The 15,098-nt window shown below is 67.8% G+C and carries 13 protein-coding genes; all 13 read right to left on the bottom strand.

The annotated features are described in order from the left end of the window. Positions 1-14 precede the first annotated feature (14 nt). Positions 15-965 (bottom strand): alpha/beta hydrolase, encoded by a 951-nt coding sequence (locus G5C60_RS04690; protein ID WP_165254894.1) that lies wholly within the window; start codon positions 963-965, stop codon positions 15-17. A gap of 32 nt (positions 966-997) precedes the next feature. Further along, positions 998-1,942 (bottom strand): NADP-dependent oxidoreductase, encoded by a 945-nt coding sequence (locus G5C60_RS04685; RefSeq protein ID WP_165254893.1) that lies wholly within the window; start codon positions 1,940-1,942, stop codon positions 998-1,000. 723 nt (positions 1,943-2,665) lie between these two features. After that, positions 2,666-3,058: a nuclear transport factor 2 family protein gene (locus G5C60_RS04675; RefSeq protein ID WP_165254892.1), complete on the bottom strand. Its 393-nt coding sequence runs from the start codon at positions 3,056-3,058 to the stop codon at positions 2,666-2,668. 318 nt (positions 3,059-3,376) lie between these two features. Beyond that, positions 3,377-5,569: a xanthine dehydrogenase family protein molybdopterin-binding subunit gene (locus G5C60_RS04670; protein WP_165254891.1), complete on the bottom strand. Its 2,193-nt coding sequence runs from the start codon at positions 5,567-5,569 to the stop codon at positions 3,377-3,379. Then, entirely contained in the window at positions 5,566-6,549 is a 984-nt protein-coding gene (locus G5C60_RS04665) for an FAD binding domain-containing protein (protein WP_165254890.1), read from the bottom strand. Before G5C60_RS04665 ends, G5C60_RS04670 begins: the two co-directional genes overlap by 4 nt. An 8-nt stretch (positions 6,550-6,557) precedes the next feature. After that, positions 6,558-7,199, bottom strand: a complete 642-nt coding sequence (locus tag G5C60_RS04660) for a (2Fe-2S)-binding protein (RefSeq protein ID WP_165254889.1) — start codon at positions 7,197-7,199, stop codon at positions 6,558-6,560. A 640-nt stretch (positions 7,200-7,839) separates the two neighbouring features. Beyond that, the gene (locus G5C60_RS04655) at positions 7,840-8,718 is read right to left on the bottom strand and encodes an LLM class flavin-dependent oxidoreductase (protein WP_165254888.1); all 879 of its coding nucleotides are present in this window, start codon (positions 8,716-8,718) and stop codon (positions 7,840-7,842) included. A gap of 300 nt (positions 8,719-9,018) precedes the next feature. Further along, the gene (locus G5C60_RS04650; RefSeq protein ID WP_241266521.1) at positions 9,019-9,381 is read right to left on the bottom strand and encodes a cupin domain-containing protein; all 363 of its coding nucleotides are present in this window, start codon (positions 9,379-9,381) and stop codon (positions 9,019-9,021) included. 259 nt (positions 9,382-9,640) lie between these two features. Further along, positions 9,641-10,501: an alpha/beta fold hydrolase gene (locus G5C60_RS04645; RefSeq protein WP_165254887.1), complete on the bottom strand. Its 861-nt coding sequence runs from the start codon at positions 10,499-10,501 to the stop codon at positions 9,641-9,643. A 61-nt stretch (positions 10,502-10,562) separates the two neighbouring features. Further along, entirely contained in the window at positions 10,563-11,735 is a 1,173-nt protein-coding gene (locus G5C60_RS04640; RefSeq protein ID WP_165254886.1) for a DUF5624 domain-containing protein, read from the bottom strand. Between the two features lie 49 nt (positions 11,736-11,784). Next, positions 11,785-12,876: a hypothetical protein gene (locus G5C60_RS04635; RefSeq protein ID WP_165254885.1), complete on the bottom strand. Its 1,092-nt coding sequence runs from the start codon at positions 12,874-12,876 to the stop codon at positions 11,785-11,787. 21 nt (positions 12,877-12,897) lie between these two features. Continuing rightward, the gene (locus tag G5C60_RS04630) at positions 12,898-14,247 is read right to left on the bottom strand and encodes an FAD-binding oxidoreductase (protein WP_165254954.1); all 1,350 of its coding nucleotides are present in this window, start codon (positions 14,245-14,247) and stop codon (positions 12,898-12,900) included. A 47-nt stretch (positions 14,248-14,294) separates the two neighbouring features. Beyond that, positions 14,295-15,047, bottom strand: a complete 753-nt coding sequence (locus G5C60_RS04625) for an SDR family NAD(P)-dependent oxidoreductase (RefSeq protein ID WP_051745869.1) — start codon at positions 15,045-15,047, stop codon at positions 14,295-14,297. Between the last annotated feature and the right edge of the window lie 51 nt (positions 15,048-15,098).

Here is a 15,098-nt window from a genome sequence, read left to right as displayed (position 1 = left end):
CCGCTGGTCACGGCTCAGATCGACTTGAGCACCCGGACCCGATCGGCGATGGCACGCCGGGCGACGTCGGCGCCGAAGGCGATGGAGTCGAACTCGTGCGGGACGCCGGGGTGAAGGTGGAACTCCACCGGCACGCCGGCGCGGCTGAGTTTGGTCGCGTAGGCGGTGTCCTCGTCGCGGAACACGTCGAGTTGGCCGACCTCGATGTAGGCCGACGGCAGGCCGGCCGCATCCTCGAGACGGGCGGGAGCTGCCGTGGGCGGGACGTCGGGGCCGCCGGCGGCCTTGCCGAGCAGTGCCGGCCATGCGGTGAGGCTGTCGTCGTAGGACCACAGAAGGTAGGGCTCGATGTGGGGGTCGGGTGTGGTGGTGCGGTCGTCGAGCATCGGCATGAGCAGGATCTGCCTCGCTATCCGCGGGCCGCCACGCTCGCGGGCGAGGATCGTCAGGGCCGCTGCCATGCCGCCTCCGGCGCTGTCGCCCATCACACCGATGCGGTTGACGTCGACGCCCAGCTCGGCGGCGTGTTCGTGCAACCAGCGCAGTGCGGCGTAGGCGTCTTCGAGCGGTGTCGGGAAGGGGTGCTCGGGGGCGCGGCGGTACTCGACCGACAGCATCGGCACGCCGCTGGAGGACACGTAGCGGGAGACCGGACCGTCGAACAGGTCGATGTGGCCGAAGACGTATCCGCCGCCGTGGAAGAACAGCACGGCCGGGCCGGGCTCGGCGCCGTCCTTGACGTACCAGCGCATTTTGATCTGTGTGCCGTCGTCTGCGGTCGCGGAGTGCTCGTGGGTCGTCACGTCGGCCGGGATCGGCTGCGCGGCTCCCGCGGCGCCGATGATCGGTTCCCACATGGCGCGGCGGCCCGCGATGTCGCCCACCGCCGGCGGCTTGACCTCGGCCATCGCGCCGGCCATCGGGGCCAGCGCCTCGGCGATCTCGGGATCCAGGGACAGTGTCATGGTCATTTCCTTTCGAGGCTGGTCGGCCGGTGTCAGGCGGCGGGCGCGACGATGACGACCTTGCCGTGCAACTCGCCCGTGGCGGCCTGGGCGTGGACTGCCGGCAGCTCCGCCAGCGGCACTCGCTGCGCGACGTCGACGCGCAGCTCGCCGGAGTCGATCAGTGCCACCAGCCGCGACAGCTGGTGGGCGTCGCTGCGGACGAACAGGTCGATGCCGCGCACGCCGCGCTGTTCGTCACTGGGTGCGGGCATCCACACCGTGGTGTTCACCAGCACTCCACCGGGACGGATCAGGGCGGGCAGCGCGGCCAGCTGCGACGGGTCGACCGGCGCGAGGTTGAGCACGACGTCGACCGGCTCGGTCACCGCCTCGGTCACCTCGGTGGTGGTGTGATCGATGATCTCGTCGGCGCCCGCCGTCTCGACCTGCTGGCTGCTGCGCGGGCCGGCGGTGGCTATCACGTACGCGCCGGCGTTCTTGGCCAGCTGCACGGCGTAGCCGCCGACCGCTCCGCCCGCGCCGTTGATCAGCACGCGCTGGCCCGCCGTCAGCTTGGCGTGGTCGAACAGCGCCTGCCAGGCCGTGAGACCCACCAACGGCAGCGCGGCGGCATCGGGAAGCGGGATGCTCGTGGGCGCCGGCGTCAGAATCCCGGCCGGAGCCACCACGTACTCCGCGGCCGCGCCATCGCCCGCCATCGGCAGGAAGCCGACGACCCGGTCGCCGATTTCGAGGTCGGCCACGCCCTCACCCAGCGCTTCGACCGTACCGGAGACGTCGATGCCGGGAGTGTGCGGCAGCGTCACCGGGATGGGACCCTGCATGAAGCCCCCGCGGATGTTGCCGTCGACGCCGTTGAACGATGTCGCGGCGACCCGCACCAGAACCTGCCCGACGCCGGGAACGGGCTGCTCCACGTCTTCATAACGCAGGACGCTCGGGTCGCCGTACTCGTGGAAACGCACTGCCTTCATGGGAAAACCCTTGTCTCTCGATATGCGTGAGGTGCTGCGCTTTCGAAGCACCAACTTCGATGTGTGAGCCGACCGGCAGCCGGCGAGGCCAGGCGCCTGCGGGTGCCAGGGACCGGAGTTTTTCGTGGCTCGGTGAGCCGGGCATGGTGGAGAAGATCAACAGTTTCTGGCCCTGCTCCGGATCCACCAGCCGCTGGCAGTACGACGTGAACTCGAGGAGGTGGCCGAGCTGGCTGGTACGTCGGTCGATTACTACAGCCGGATCGCGTAGCAGTGTGGTCCGGCCGCAGGGAAGTCTGACGTCCTCCGGCTGCAGCACCTCCCGGCGTACCCGAAGTTAGTCGGCCGGCAGTACCCGATTCATCTCGTCCTCCCGTGCTCGACTGATCAAGCATCGCGTGAACCAGGAACCGGATGAAGGCCGTACTTATCCACGGACAAGTTGTCCGTGGCAAACCATGCGATGCAGGAGAGATGACCCGCCTGTCGTCACAGAGCACCAGATGTTCATTCCACGTCATCGGCAAGTGGCGGACGTCGTGCCGGTGCAGTCGGCTTTGGACCGGTGCGGTACACCCGAGGACGTGGAGGTTGTCGGACTCGGCGTCGGTGAGCTGCAGTGTGCTCGCGGTCCCGGCGCGAACGTCGCTTACCTCGCGCGATCACCCGATCAGGAACCCTGTTCGACCAAGCCATCCCCGTGATCGATTAGCGAATGGCGTCTCAGCCCTTGAGGGCTTCCTGGAGGATGTGACTGTCGGCGACCTGCCGCATGCTGACGGCCTTGCCGTCACGGACGGTCCACAGGTGGATGAACCGGACGTCGGCCTTGTCCCCGCTCTTGGTCTCGGCGTGATAGTGCCCGAACACGAAGACGTGGCCTTCGTCGTCCGCGTAGAACTCCTCGGGCACCGCGCCGAAGGACGCGATGTTCGGCATCGGCGTGCCGAAGAAGTCCTTCGCCACGCTGTCCCAGCCGTGGTACACGCCGCTGTTCGGAAAGCCCGGGGTGATGTCCCAGACGAAGTCCGGGGGCATGACCTCCTTGATGACCTCGGGTGCCATTCGGGATTCGTAGACCCGGCGGATGAGGGCGAGGTCGGGGGAGTCGGACATGGTGCGCTCCTTGCGGGGATGGGGGAATCGGATACGGAAAGGAAGGCCTTGTGATCAGGCGGGGCTAGGCGGTAGCGGCGGCCCCGGACCCGCCGGGGATCGGGTATTCGCCCCAGCACTTCGGCCAGGGCGGTGAACTGCTGCGATTCCGGATCCGGGGAGGCGGAGTCGATGTCCTCGTGGTGGCGCTGCAGGACACCGATCAGGGAAGATGACACGCGAACGCGTCCCCTGTTCGTGATCAAAGGATTCGACAACCTTGATCATCAGGGGTCGCGTCCCTCGTTGCCGAACCGGGCGAACCCATCAGCCCCCGGGCTAGAGCAGGAGCTCGGGGGTGATGGGCAACTGGCGGATGCGCCGGCCTGTGGCGTTGAAGACGGCGTTGGAGATGGCCGGCGTGACACCGATGCAGACGATCTCGGCTAGTCCCTTCACGCCGATCGGGTCGGCTATGCGGTCCTCGCCGCCCGCCAGGTAGATCGCCCTGATATCGGGTATGTCGGCATGCGTCGGAACGAGGTAGTCGGCGAAGTTGGCGTTGACGATTCGGCCGTCGCGATGGTCGGTGATCGTGTGTTCGAGCAGGGCCGCGCCCAATCCGCCGATCATTGCGCCGAGTGCCTGGCTGTCGGCGAGCGCGGGACTGATGATGCGACCGGCGTCGTAGACGCCCAGCATGCGCCGGACCCGCACCAGGCCGAGCCGGGAGTGCACGGCGACCTCCGCGAACGTCGCCGCGTAGGCGTACAGGGAGTACCTTGCGGGTCCTTCCGGCGGAGCCCATGAGCCGAGTACTTCGAGGTAGGCGGAGTTGTTGCGGGCCAGCAGGCGCTGGTACGTCTCCCCCCGCCCCGGGGCGTCCTTTACGTACAGCCGGCCGCCGCGCACCTCGACATTGGCGGTGTCGGCCCCGTGCAGCGGAGAGCCCTCGTCTCTGACGGCGAGGGCGATGGCCTTTTTCCGCAGCTTGTCGCAACCGTCCTGCACGGCGGATCCGACGCTCGCCATGGTCTGCGATCCGAAGTGTCCCGCGGCCGGAGGCAGGGTCGAGTCGCCGAGCCGAAAGATCACCCGGCGCATGGTCAGGCCCAGGGCGTCAGCGGCGACCTGTGTCATGGAGGTGGCGGTGCCGGGCCCCATGTCGCTGGTCCCGGACTGGACCAGGGCGGTGCCGTCGGCATTCAGCCGCACGGAAGCCTGGGCTGCGGCGCGCTGGGTGTCATATACGCCGGCGGCCATGCCCATGCCGAGGTGCCAGTCGCCGTCGCGCCTGGAGCCGGGTTTCAAGCTCCGCCGTTTCCAGTCGAATGCGCGGGCGCCGGTGGTGTAGCACTCTCGCAAGCGGCGGGTGGAGAACTGAAGACCGTTGGACTGGTCGTCCAAGGGTTCATTGCGCCGACGCAGTTCGATCGGGTCCATGCCCAGCTCATGGGCGAGTTCGTCCATCGCCGACTCCAGGGGGTAGGCACCGCTGGAGTATCCCGGGCCGCGCATCCACGTCGGTGTGTTGACGTCCAGGGGGACGGACCGGTGGATCTGCTTGACGTTCGGCGTGCTGTAGAGCATCCGCCCGGGGACGAGAGTGTCCTCCAGGTGCGTTTCATAGCTGGATGTCTCGGAGTCGACGTCGTGCACGGCAGCGGTCAGACGGCCCCGCCGGTCGCTGCCCATCCGAAGCCCATATGAGTACGCGGGCCGGTAGCCGATCCCGAAGTACAACTGCTTGCGTGTGAGTACGAGTTTGACGGGACGGCCCACCTGGCGGGCGGCCATGACCGCGATGACGGAGTGCACCCAGGTACGGAAGGCGTTGCCAAAGGCACCGCCGAGCACGGGCGAGATGACATGAATGTTCTCCGGCGGTATCCCGAATTCGCCTGCCATGTTGAACGTGGCGAACTGGACCGCCTGGGTCTTCTCCCAGAGGGTGAGCTTGTCCCCGTCCCAGCGGGCGACGATGCCGGCTGGTTCCATCGCGTTGTGGTGCTGGCGGGCCATCCGGTACGCCAGGTCGAGCTGGACGTCGGCGGATTTCAGTGCCTGGTCCGCGTCGCCCCGTGCATAGGTCTCGGGGTCGTCGGCGGGAGGCGCCGCGCTCATGTCGGTCGAGGGGCGCTCGGCGTGATAGGTGACCTGCATCAGGCTCGCGGCGTGCTGGGCGACCTCGAGTGTCGTGGCCACCACGACCGCGACGGGCTGTCCGAAGAAGCGCACTTGGTCGTCCTGGAAGGCCCTCAGCGGCTCGCCTGGTGGGTAGCCGTTACTTTCGACGGGCGGAAGCCTGGGCGCGTTGAGGTGGCTGATGACGGTGAGGACACCGGGCTGGGCGAGGGCGGGACCTGCGTCGACGGCGGTGATGCGGCCGCGGCCGACGCTGCTGTCGACGATGACTGCGTGAACGACGCCGTCGGGGTTGTTGTCGCCGGCGTATTTCGCTTTCCCGGTGACCCGCAGCCGTGCGTCCACCCGGGCCACGGACGCGCCGACGGCGGCTTGTGGCTGGCTCATGAGGTGCCTCCGACGGTGCGCAGTTGCTGCTCGACGGTACGTTTGAGCAGCTCAACCTTGAAGCCGTTGTGCCTGAGGGGGTGCGTGCCTTCGGCCGCATGGCCGGCGGCCTTGTGCCACAGCCGGGCGGAGGGATGCTCGCCGATGAGGGCTTGTTCGACGGCCGGCAGCTTCCAGGGCACTGTGCCCACACCGCCGGCGGCGACCTTCGCATCGAGGATCGTTCCGCCGCGGATGTGGAGGGCCACCGCGGCCGAGGTCAGTGCGAACTCGTAGGACTGGCGGTCGCGGACCTTCAGATACCCGGACTTCAGCGGGCGGGGCAGGGCAGGAATCTCCACCGATGTGATCAACTCACCTGGCTGAAGTGCCTGCTCGCGGTCAGGCGTGCTGCCGGGCTGAAGCAGGAAGTCCGTGATGGGGATGGTGCGCCTGCCCTTGTCCGGAGCCATCAGGTGGACGCTCGCCTCCAACGCGGCGAGCGCGACAGCCAGATCGGACGGATGTGTGGCCACGCATTGGTCGGAGGTGCCGAGGATCGCATGGCTGCGGTTGAAGCCGTTCAGTGCGGCGCAGCCGGTACCCGGCTCGCGTTTATTGCAGTCGGCGGTCACGTCCCGGAAGTACGTGCAGCGGGTGCGCTGCATCATGTTCCCGCCGATGGTGGCCATGTTGCGCAGTTGGGCGGAGGCGCTCAGCTCCAGCGCCTGGGAGATGACCGGGTAGCTGTCACGTATGGCGGGGTGAGCTGCGGCTTCCGCCATGCGGACCAAGGCGCCTATGCGTAAGCCGCCGTCCTCGGTACGGTCCACATCGTGCAGCGGCAGAGCGGTGATGTCGACCAGGACATCAGGGCGCTCCACGGTTTCGCGCATCAAGTCGACGAGGGTGGTGCCGCCGGCTATGTATCGGCCGCCGCGCCCACCGGCCTCGAGGGCTTCCGTGGTGTCGGATGCCTTGGTGATGGTGAAGGGGTGCATCGTCCACCTCAGTTCTGGCCCGCGGCCTGCTCGACCGCGCGAACGATCTTGATGTAACAGCCACAGCGGCAGAGGTTCCCGCTCATCCACTCCCGGATCTCGTCGGACGTTCCGGTGTGGCCTTCCTTGATACAGGCGACACCGGACACGATCTGTCCCGAGGTGCAGAAGCCGCACTGATAGGCGTCCTGATCTATGAACGCTTGCTGCAAGGGATGCAGTTGGTCGCCGTCTGCCAGTCCCTCGATGGTGGTGACCTCGGCGCCGTCCAGCCGGACGGCCAGGGTCAGACATGAGTTGACGCGGTGGCCATCGACCAGGACGGTGCAGGCGCCGCAGGCTCCGGCATTGCAGCCTTTCTTTGAACCGGTCAGGTCGAGGTGTTCGCGCAGCAGGTCGAGCAGAGAGGTGCGGTTGTCGACGGTGACAGTGTGTCGGACGCTGTTGATCGACAGGTGAACGGTGCTTCCAGGTGGCCCTTCGGCGGCCACCGCCCTCCGGCCGCCCAGGGCAGCCGGTGCCGTGACCAGTCCGCCGGCGACGACGGCCCCTGAGACGGCCGTGGCCGTAGTGATGAACGTGCGTCGAGACGGTGCCGAAGTGGCCTCGGCAGTGAGAGGTCTATCAGGCTCGGGATTTTCGACGGACACGCTCACTCTCCTTCGCGTCAGGGTGAGGGCTGTGGATTTTTCGGTGTGGATTCGGGGCGGCGTGCCTGCTCCTCGATTCGAGGGGGCTGCAGGATGGTCATGGCTGGTCCATCGAGGTTGGTGGGCGGCGGTGCCGTCCTCCTGCCTCCCACCCTGCCTTGCACCGCTGCCCGGTCTTTGCGTCTTGCAGTGTTCACTCGGGCTCAGCACTGCCCACGCCGATAACGCCGACGTTCTCGCTAACTGGACACGCGCGGCGGGCGGATGGCTGTTTCCACATACGCCCTCCTGTGCTCGACTGATCAAGCATCGCGTGAACCAGGAACCGGATGAAGGCCGTACTTATCCACGGACAAGTTGTCCGTGGCAAACCGTGCGATGCAGGAGAGATGACCCGCCCGTCGTCACACAGCACCGGATTTTCGTTCCACGTCATCCGAGCGCGGCGGTGCTCCGAGGCGACGCCTCGCGCTGCGAGCAGGGCGTCCGACTGGGCAGCGTCGAGCGGCCGCACGACGATTTCGGCGAAGAGCGGTGGTCGGTGAGAAGCAAGACGCTGCGCTGGGGAGGGAAGGACTGTGACGGGTACAGCCGGTGCCGTTGTGTCAGAGGTGGTGCCCGGCCCGAGGACACGGGGTGGTCAGGTCTTCCGTGCGAGCGCTTCGCGGACTGCGGGTACGACTTCGGCGGCGAACGCGCTGATCTGTCGGGTGTGGTCTCGTTCGGGCCAGATGACGAACCCGTTCATCCCGACGGTGCGCACGAGCGCGACAAGGTGCTCGGCCCACTGGGCGGCGGGCCCCTGGAACGGGCCGGCCGACTCCGGTTGGATGACACCGGCGATGTTGTAGACCCGGCGGATCGTGTCCGGATCGCGGCCCGCCGCCAGAGCTGCGTCGTCGATGCGGCGGACAGCCGTGGGCAGTGCGTCGAGTCCGAGGTAGGCATGCGAGGGAAGCCAGCCGTCCGCCTTCGCACCGGTCAGAGCCAGCGTGCGGGGCCCGTACGAGCCCAGCCACAGCCCCAGACCGGGGCTCGGCGCCGGACCGGGGTGGACGCCGGCCAGCGAGTAGTGCGCGCCGTGCGTCCGCACACTGCGCTCGCCACTCCACATGGCCCGGATGACGGTGATCGCCTCTTCAAGTGCGTCGACGGCCTCTTTCGGCGTGCGACGGGAGCCGCCCATGGCTTCGATGGCTTCCCAGAAAGCGCCGGCACCCAGGCCGAGCTGGACCCGGGAGCCGGTCAGTCTGTCCAAGGTCGACACAGCCTTCGCCAGCACCGCCGGCGGACGCAACGGCAGGGAACTGACCGTCGGGACGAGGGTGACATGTCGCGTCCGCGCGGCCAGGAAGGTGAGCAGTGTCCAGGTGTCGTCGAACGCCGCTTGATACGGGTGGTCCTGGATGGTGAGAAGGTCAAGGCCGAGACTGTCGATGAATAGTGCCTGCTCACTGGAGCGGCCGACGGGGAGGGCGTTCGGATCTACGTTTGCGCCGAACAGGACAGGGAGGGGCATGAAAGTCTCCTGAGCGACCGGCGCTTGCTTGACGTCGGCCGCGGTGGTCGGGAGCGGGAAAGGAAACGGGCCCGCCGTCGGCTCGGAGGCGACCGGGTGGCAGCCAGGGGGCGGCTGTTCCGGCACGGGCACTCGGGTCCGTGAGCGGTTCAGCGCGGCGGGCCGAGGATGACGCCGCCGTAGAGGTCGGATGCTTCCGCCAGGAGGGATGTGGGGATTTCGAAGCCGTCGGGGCTGGGGTGGTGAGGTCGCGTCCGGCGTGGCGGAACATGCCCTCGATGCCGCCGGGTGTGGCGATCATCAGGAGGTCTGCGCGGTCGGAGGTGATGCGGTAGGCGTGTGGGACGTTGCGGGGCAGGTAGACAATCCCGCCTTCGCGCAGTTCGTGTTCCTCCTCCCTGACCAGACCAGGGCCGTGCCCTTGATCAGCATGAACACCTCGTCCTCGCGGGTGTGCAGGTGGAACGGCGGGGCTTCGCCCTTGGCGACGTCGAAGCGGCCCACGGTCAGCTTGCCCTCGGTGGCTTCCTTGTCGAGCAGCACGGAGAACGTTCCCCCGTCGAGCCATTCGAGCTTCTGCTGCTGCTCGGGTTGCGCCAGATAGCCATCGTCATGAGAACTCCGTTCTTGGAGGTCGGCGGGGAAATTGGTCCGGCCCGCCACTCGTAGGCGGGCATGGGCATCGGCGGGTGTCCGGAAATCAGACCCAGGGTGCGGCGCCCCCAGACGGAGCGGGCGGCAAGATCCGCTGCCGAGAGGGCAGCGGCGGGGGTGGCGCCGTCGAAGATGTGGAAACCGCCGGCCGGACGTGGAGTTCGGCATGCACGCCGCAAACCCACAGACGGGAGGCAAGATCCTCGTGGCGGAAGGCCTCCGCGGAGCCGACCTCGACGAAGACCGCAGACGGACCAGCGGTCACTGATCACGGGCCGGGTACGGGGCGATCGTCGATGAAAGAGAGCAGTAGGGAGTTGACGAGGTCGGGGCGAGTGGCGAAGGCGAAGTGGTCGGCGCCGGGGAGTTCGGCCAGACGGGCATGTGGGATGGTCCGGCGGAGGTAGAGGGAGACGCTCGAAGGTACCTCCTGGCCGATCGTGCTGCTCATCACCAGGGTGGGGACCGTGATGGCGGGCAGCAGGTGACGGTCGTCGTCGAGTGAGATGTTGTCGAAGAAGCCGAGCAGGGTCGCAACGCCCGCGTTGTGGCTCATGTCGCGGAACCACGAGCCGAGTTCCGCGGCTCGGGCAGGGCTGATATCGGCGAAGACCAGGCCCGGGTCGAGAACTGCGTCGGTGAGTCCCGCGATTCCGTTGTCACGGGCGGCATCGGTGAAGTGGGCGATGCCGATGTCGTCGAAGCCGTACGGCCAGTCGTCGCTGCGACGGAACTTGGGTGAGCCGTTGAGGACGGCCAGCTTGCCCAGCAGCTGGGGGTGTTGAGCGGCGAATCTCAGCGCGACGTGCCCTGCGGAGGCGAAACCGATCACTGTGGGGCTCTGCAGGCCGAGGTGGGTGATGAGGGCGGCGAGGTCGGCGGTGTACAGCGCGGTGACACTGTCCACGGCGGGGGGCAGTTTGTCGGAAGCCCCGTAGCCGCGTAGATCGAGGAAGACGTTGTGGGCGTGAGGGTCGAAGAACTCCTGTTGGGCGGCCCAGGAGCGGGAGTCCAGAGGCAGGCCGTGCACCCATACGACGGGGTGGTGGCCGGTGCCCGTCTCGTAGTAGGCGATCCGGCCGCCGTCCACGTCGAGATGGCGGGCCTGGTCGAAGGTCAACGGAGGCATGTGCTGTGCTCCTGGCTTCGGGCGGAAGGTACCGCGGCACGGGACCTTCCGCTTGCGGTGATCACAGGCCGGTCGGGTAGGTGACGTTGTCCAGGCCGGGGACGGTCACCTTGGCCGGATCGTTGTCGGCGGCGACGAGCTGGCTGACGGCGAAGTCGGTGACCGAGCCGGACAGCAGCTGCCTCGGGTCCTCCAGCACCATGCGCAGGCGGGTCGTCATGGCGCGCCAGTCGTTCGCGCCGTGAATGACGGGCATCTCGCTTATCTCGTTGACGGACGAGTCGGAGATGTCTGGGAGGGTGAGGTGTCCGGGGGCGTAGCGAGGCAGTCCGGGAAACATCAGATCGCCGAGTTCCACGGTGGCGCGGGTGTTGGACCAGATCTGGCGCAGCGGCTCTTCCAGAGCTGCCACCTCGGACAGGTCACCGTTGGGCGGCGTGGTGAAGGTGGGCGCGTGGGGTGCCATGTAGAGGCGTTCGAGAGGCAGTTGGTAGCCGGAGGCGCCCAGGAGCATGGTGGCGACGCTGGAGGTGTTCCAGGTGACACCGGCGGTGGGACGCCCCTGCTTGCCGGCGATGACCGCCATGGCCCGGCTCCAGTCGATCTCCTGCTCACGGAACCAGCTGATGATCCGGTGTGAGATGTCCAACCCGGTGAGGAAGAACGTGGCGATCATCATGTGCATGATGGTTCCGTGCCCTTCGGCACTGCCCTTTTCCAGGTACTCGCCGCGCAGGGTGGCGGCATCGAGACGGCTCTCGTCATCGAGAGCCGCGCTGAGGAAGCGGTCGGTGACGGCGAAGGTGTAGTCGGCCATGTCGGTGATGGCCTGCTCACGGCCGCGGTAGGTCTCGACCGCAATGGTGTCGCGCCACAGCTCGACGCTGTTCGCCTCCCGGCTGCGCCGCACCTGGGCCAGAAGCCGCTCCGCGTCCGCGCGCCAGCCGAGGGCGCCGTACTTCTTCCGCAGCTGCACCAGGGTGGCGAGGGCGGGGCCGAGGTGGGAGATCCCGGCGAGTTCCTTGAAGCCCTTGGTGGAGAAGCGGAAGCCCTCGACCGTGGGGGGCTTGCCGCCGCCGGGGTAGAGCGCGAAGTCGGTGCCGGTGGCGACGATCAGTGGCGCGTCGGCCGTGTCGGAGGCCGCGGTACGGGTGAGGTGGGAGCCGATGCTGGTGGGACCGGCCGTGTAGGTGGTGAACAGGTCGACGAGCTCGGGGCTTTCGTTGGCGGTCATGGACGTTCCTTGTCGCTGGTGGAGGAGCGGGACACAGGAATCGGAGAACTCAGAGGGTGAAGCGGTAGAGGACCGTACGGGCGGCGAAGCGCACGTCGGCGGTGAGGCTGTGGGAGACGGCGATGAGCAGACCCTCTTCGTCGTGGAGGGTGGCGGCGTCGGTGGCACCCGTCGTGGGGAAGGTCTCCGTCTGCACCAGCTGCCCGTCTCGCCACTGGTAGATCTCGGAGTCGAGGTCGGTGGTCGGTTCTGCCGGTGTGCCCAGGACGAAGTTCACGCGGAGGATGTACACGGTCCCGTCCGGACCTGGCACGACGGCGAATTCACGTGCTCCCGGTCCGTGCAGTGTCTGATGGACGACGAAACGGGTGCCGTCCCAGCGCAGCAGCTGCGAGTCGCTCTGCAGCCGGGCCACCAGCAGGAAGGTGTCGCCGTCCGCGGTGAAGTGTGCGAACGCGCGGCCGTGCCGGTCGGCCAGCTCCTGGTGGGGCCGGAACTCCTCACCGTCGAAGCGGTAGAGCACCGACGGGCCCACGTGCTCGGCGTGCGCCAGGAAATGGTGACCGTCGACGGTGAAGGCGTGCCAGTTGTAGGCCCACCGCGAGTCGATGTCCTGGAAGTGGGCGAAGCGTTCACCGTCCCAGAGGAAGATCTGCGAAGGCCGGTTGTCGGCCTCCTGTTCCGGAAGGATGACCCCTTGGGCGAGGGCCAGGAAATGCCGGTCCTCGATCGTGAAGTGCCTCCACTGCTTGGCGGCGAAACTGTCGAAGGACTGGAACTCGGCGAAGGAGGTGCCATCCCATTCGAGGACATGGGACGAGGTGGCATACCGGTACGGGCCGTTGCCCGTACGGATGCTGGCCACGGCCAGGAAGGCACGGTCGCCGATACGGAAGAACTCCGCGTCCTCGCCGCCCGGCGCCGGTACGCGCTGGAACGGCTCGTATCCTCGCTCCCCTCGCTTGAGCAACAGCAGATCCGTGTCGCTGTCTCCTCCGTTCATGTCCGCCGGGGTGTCCGGCATGTCATAGGCGAGCTGCGGTATGGCGAGCAGATGCATGCCGTCCAGGTCGAAGGGCTCGACGCCTCGTGCACCGGAGGTGGGGATGGACTGGATTTCGGTCAGGTGTGTGCTGGGCATCGGGTGGTCATCTCCTCGGCTTCAGTGCGGGAATGGCACCGACGGCAGGGCAAAGTTGTTGTCGAAGACGTGGTCGGGGTCGTACTGCGCCTTGAGTGAGACCAGCCGGTCGAGTACCTGGCCGGGAAAGGCGTCCTGCAGTTGTCTCCGCCCAGTACGCGTTTCAAAGCTCAGGTAGAGCCCGTTCACATGCGGCTGGAGCCGTTCCCAGTGCTCGTCGAGTCCGTCGCGCAGTGCGGGCACGGTGGCGGCCATCAGGGAGAAGTTCTGGGTGCGATGCGAGTAGGCCATGGCCGTGGACGGTGTGTCGTTGACCGCTGCGCCGACCGAGCGCAGCTGCACCATGCCAGCCGCCTTCATGAGCGCTGCCATGCCCTGGGCGGCAGGCGGGGTGATGTGGTCCAGGAGTCCGGAGCGCGACACGGTGAGCGGTTGCTGCGCGTGCTGCGGCTCGTGTCCGGCGGGCAGCAGCCGGTGGTAGGGAGTGACGGTTGCATGGTTGCGCAGGACCGGCCCGGCCGACAACAGGGGGGCGAGAGCCGCGCGGGCCTGCGTCGCGTCGGTGCCGGCGTACACGGTCATCGCCTGGGCCACAGCTGCTCTCCCGCCGGGACCTGCGACGAGCGTCAGGAAACTGGTGAGCGAGCGGGGGGCCGCCTCCACTGCTGCCGCCCACCGGGTGAGGAACGCGGCGGTGTCGGCGGCGTCGTAGACGGTCATGGCGACGATCACATCGCGCACCGGCTGAGCCTGGAACTCGAAGGCCGTCGCCACCCCGAAGTTGGTTCCCGCCCCGCGCACGGCCCAGAAGAGGTCCGGGCGGTGTTCGGGGTCGGTGCGGATGAGAGACCCATCGGCCAGGACGAGTTCGGCGGCACGCATGTGATCGATGGTCAGACCGTGCAGACGGGACATGAGGCCGATACCGCCGGCGGTTGCCAGTCCGCCGACCCCGACATCTCCTGTGTCTCCGGAGGACAGCCCCAGGCCGTGGGGTGCGAGTGCTGCGGCGACGTCTCCCCAACGGGCTCCCGCTTCCACGCGTACCAGGCCGGACCGGCTGTCAAGGATTTCCACGGTGTTGAGCCGGGAGAGGTCGATGACCATGCCTTGGTCGTTGGTGGAACGGCCACTGATGCCGTGGCCGCCGCTACGGGCGGTCACGGGAACCCCGGTGGTGCGGGCATGAGCCAGCGTGTCCGCTATGTCTTGGTGGTCGCGGACGCGGATCACGGCAGCTGGGGATCCGAGGCGGGTGTAGGTGTGCCGTACGGCGTCGTATTCACGGTCGCCGGGCCGGATGGTGACCGTGGCAAGGCTCTCGGGAAATGTGTGCTTGGGTGCAGGCGGTGGGCTGGCGGGGGTCTTCATCGATGCTCCGCGTTGTCCGTGTGGATGAAGGGGCTTGCGTGCATCCGTCACTTCGGCGGTGTGGTCCGTACACCGTGGGCGCGGGTCACCAGGTACTGGAGCGGGTCTTTGGTGTGTGAGCCGTCGCCGGCGATGAGGCGGCCCGCGTGCCGGCCGAGGTCCTCGGCACTGAACCAAGCGGGGCTGTCCGCTCCGATCGCGGCACGCGGGCGGGTGCGGATGGGCCCGATGATCAGCTCGTGGACACGGGGACCGGCGCCGCCCAGTTCCGCCGTGAGGGAGCTCACCAGCGACTTCTTCGCCGCGTTGGTCGCGCCCACGAGTGCAGCGAACGGGTAGGGGATCTCCGCGCTGAACCCACTCAGATGCACCAGGGCACCGTCCCGGGACAGCAGCGGGGTGAGCGCTCGCAACGCGTGAAAATGACTCGTCAGGTTCGACGCGATCATCGACTGCCACTCGGCGTCGGATGTCTCGAGGATGCCGGTGCGCTCCGGGCTGCCCCAGTCGCCGATAGTGATGACGGCACCGTCCAGCGCACCGTACGCGGACAGTTGGGCGCGCACCGACTCGCTGTCCGCGTCACCGACATCGACCGTGTGGGTGATCAAGGTGCCCTCACCGGCGTCCTTGGCGTAAGCCACGAGGCCGGCCAGTCGTTCCTCGCTGCGGCCGGTAGCTACGACGGTGGCTCCCTGGCGCAGCAGCGCGAGAGTCATCCCCTCCCCGATGCCGCCGGTCGCGCCCGCCACCACGACGGTCCGTCCGGACAGCGGCACGTTCCCCTGTATGTCGTTCACGGGCGAGATCCCTTTCCTGAAGGCGGGGGCGGTCCCCGCAGGGCGGGGGTG

The sequence above is a fragment of the Streptomyces scabichelini genome, assembly GCF_011045015.1.
GTDB classification, from domain to species: domain Bacteria; phylum Actinomycetota; class Actinomycetes; order Streptomycetales; family Streptomycetaceae; genus Streptomyces; species Streptomyces scabichelini.
Note: the sequence above shows the minus strand (reverse complement) of the source record. Positions and strands in the feature narration are given on the sequence as shown.

Excerpts from the sequence above, each read along its gene's own strand:
- G5C60_RS04655 (WP_165254888.1), bottom strand. The coding sequence starts at position 8,718 with ATGCCCCTCCCTGTCCTGTTCGGCGCAAACGTAGATCCGAACGCCCTC.
- G5C60_RS04685 (WP_165254893.1), bottom strand. The coding sequence starts at position 1,942 with ATGAAGGCAGTGCGTTTCCACGAGTACGGCGACCCGAGCGTCCTGCGT.
- G5C60_RS04645 (WP_165254887.1), bottom strand. The coding sequence starts at position 10,501 with ATGCCTCCGTTGACCTTCGACCAGGCCCGCCATCTCGACGTGGACGGC.
- G5C60_RS04640 (WP_165254886.1), bottom strand. The coding sequence starts at position 11,735 with ATGACCGCCAACGAAAGCCCCGAGCTCGTCGACCTGTTCACCACCTAC.
- G5C60_RS04635 (WP_165254885.1), bottom strand. The coding sequence starts at position 12,876 with ATGCCCAGCACACACCTGACCGAAATCCAGTCCATCCCCACCTCCGGT.
- G5C60_RS04665 (WP_165254890.1), bottom strand. The coding sequence starts at position 6,549 with ATGCACCCCTTCACCATCACCAAGGCATCCGACACCACGGAAGCCCTC.
- G5C60_RS04675 (WP_165254892.1), bottom strand. The coding sequence starts at position 3,058 with ATGTCCGACTCCCCCGACCTCGCCCTCATCCGCCGGGTCTACGAATCC.
- G5C60_RS04630 (WP_165254954.1), bottom strand. The coding sequence starts at position 14,247 with ATGAAGACCCCCGCCAGCCCACCGCCTGCACCCAAGCACACATTTCCC.
- G5C60_RS04670 (WP_165254891.1), bottom strand. The coding sequence starts at position 5,569 with ATGAGCCAGCCACAAGCCGCCGTCGGCGCGTCCGTGGCCCGGGTGGAC.
- G5C60_RS04690 (WP_165254894.1), bottom strand. The coding sequence starts at position 965 with ATGACACTGTCCCTGGATCCCGAGATCGCCGAGGCGCTGGCCCCGATG.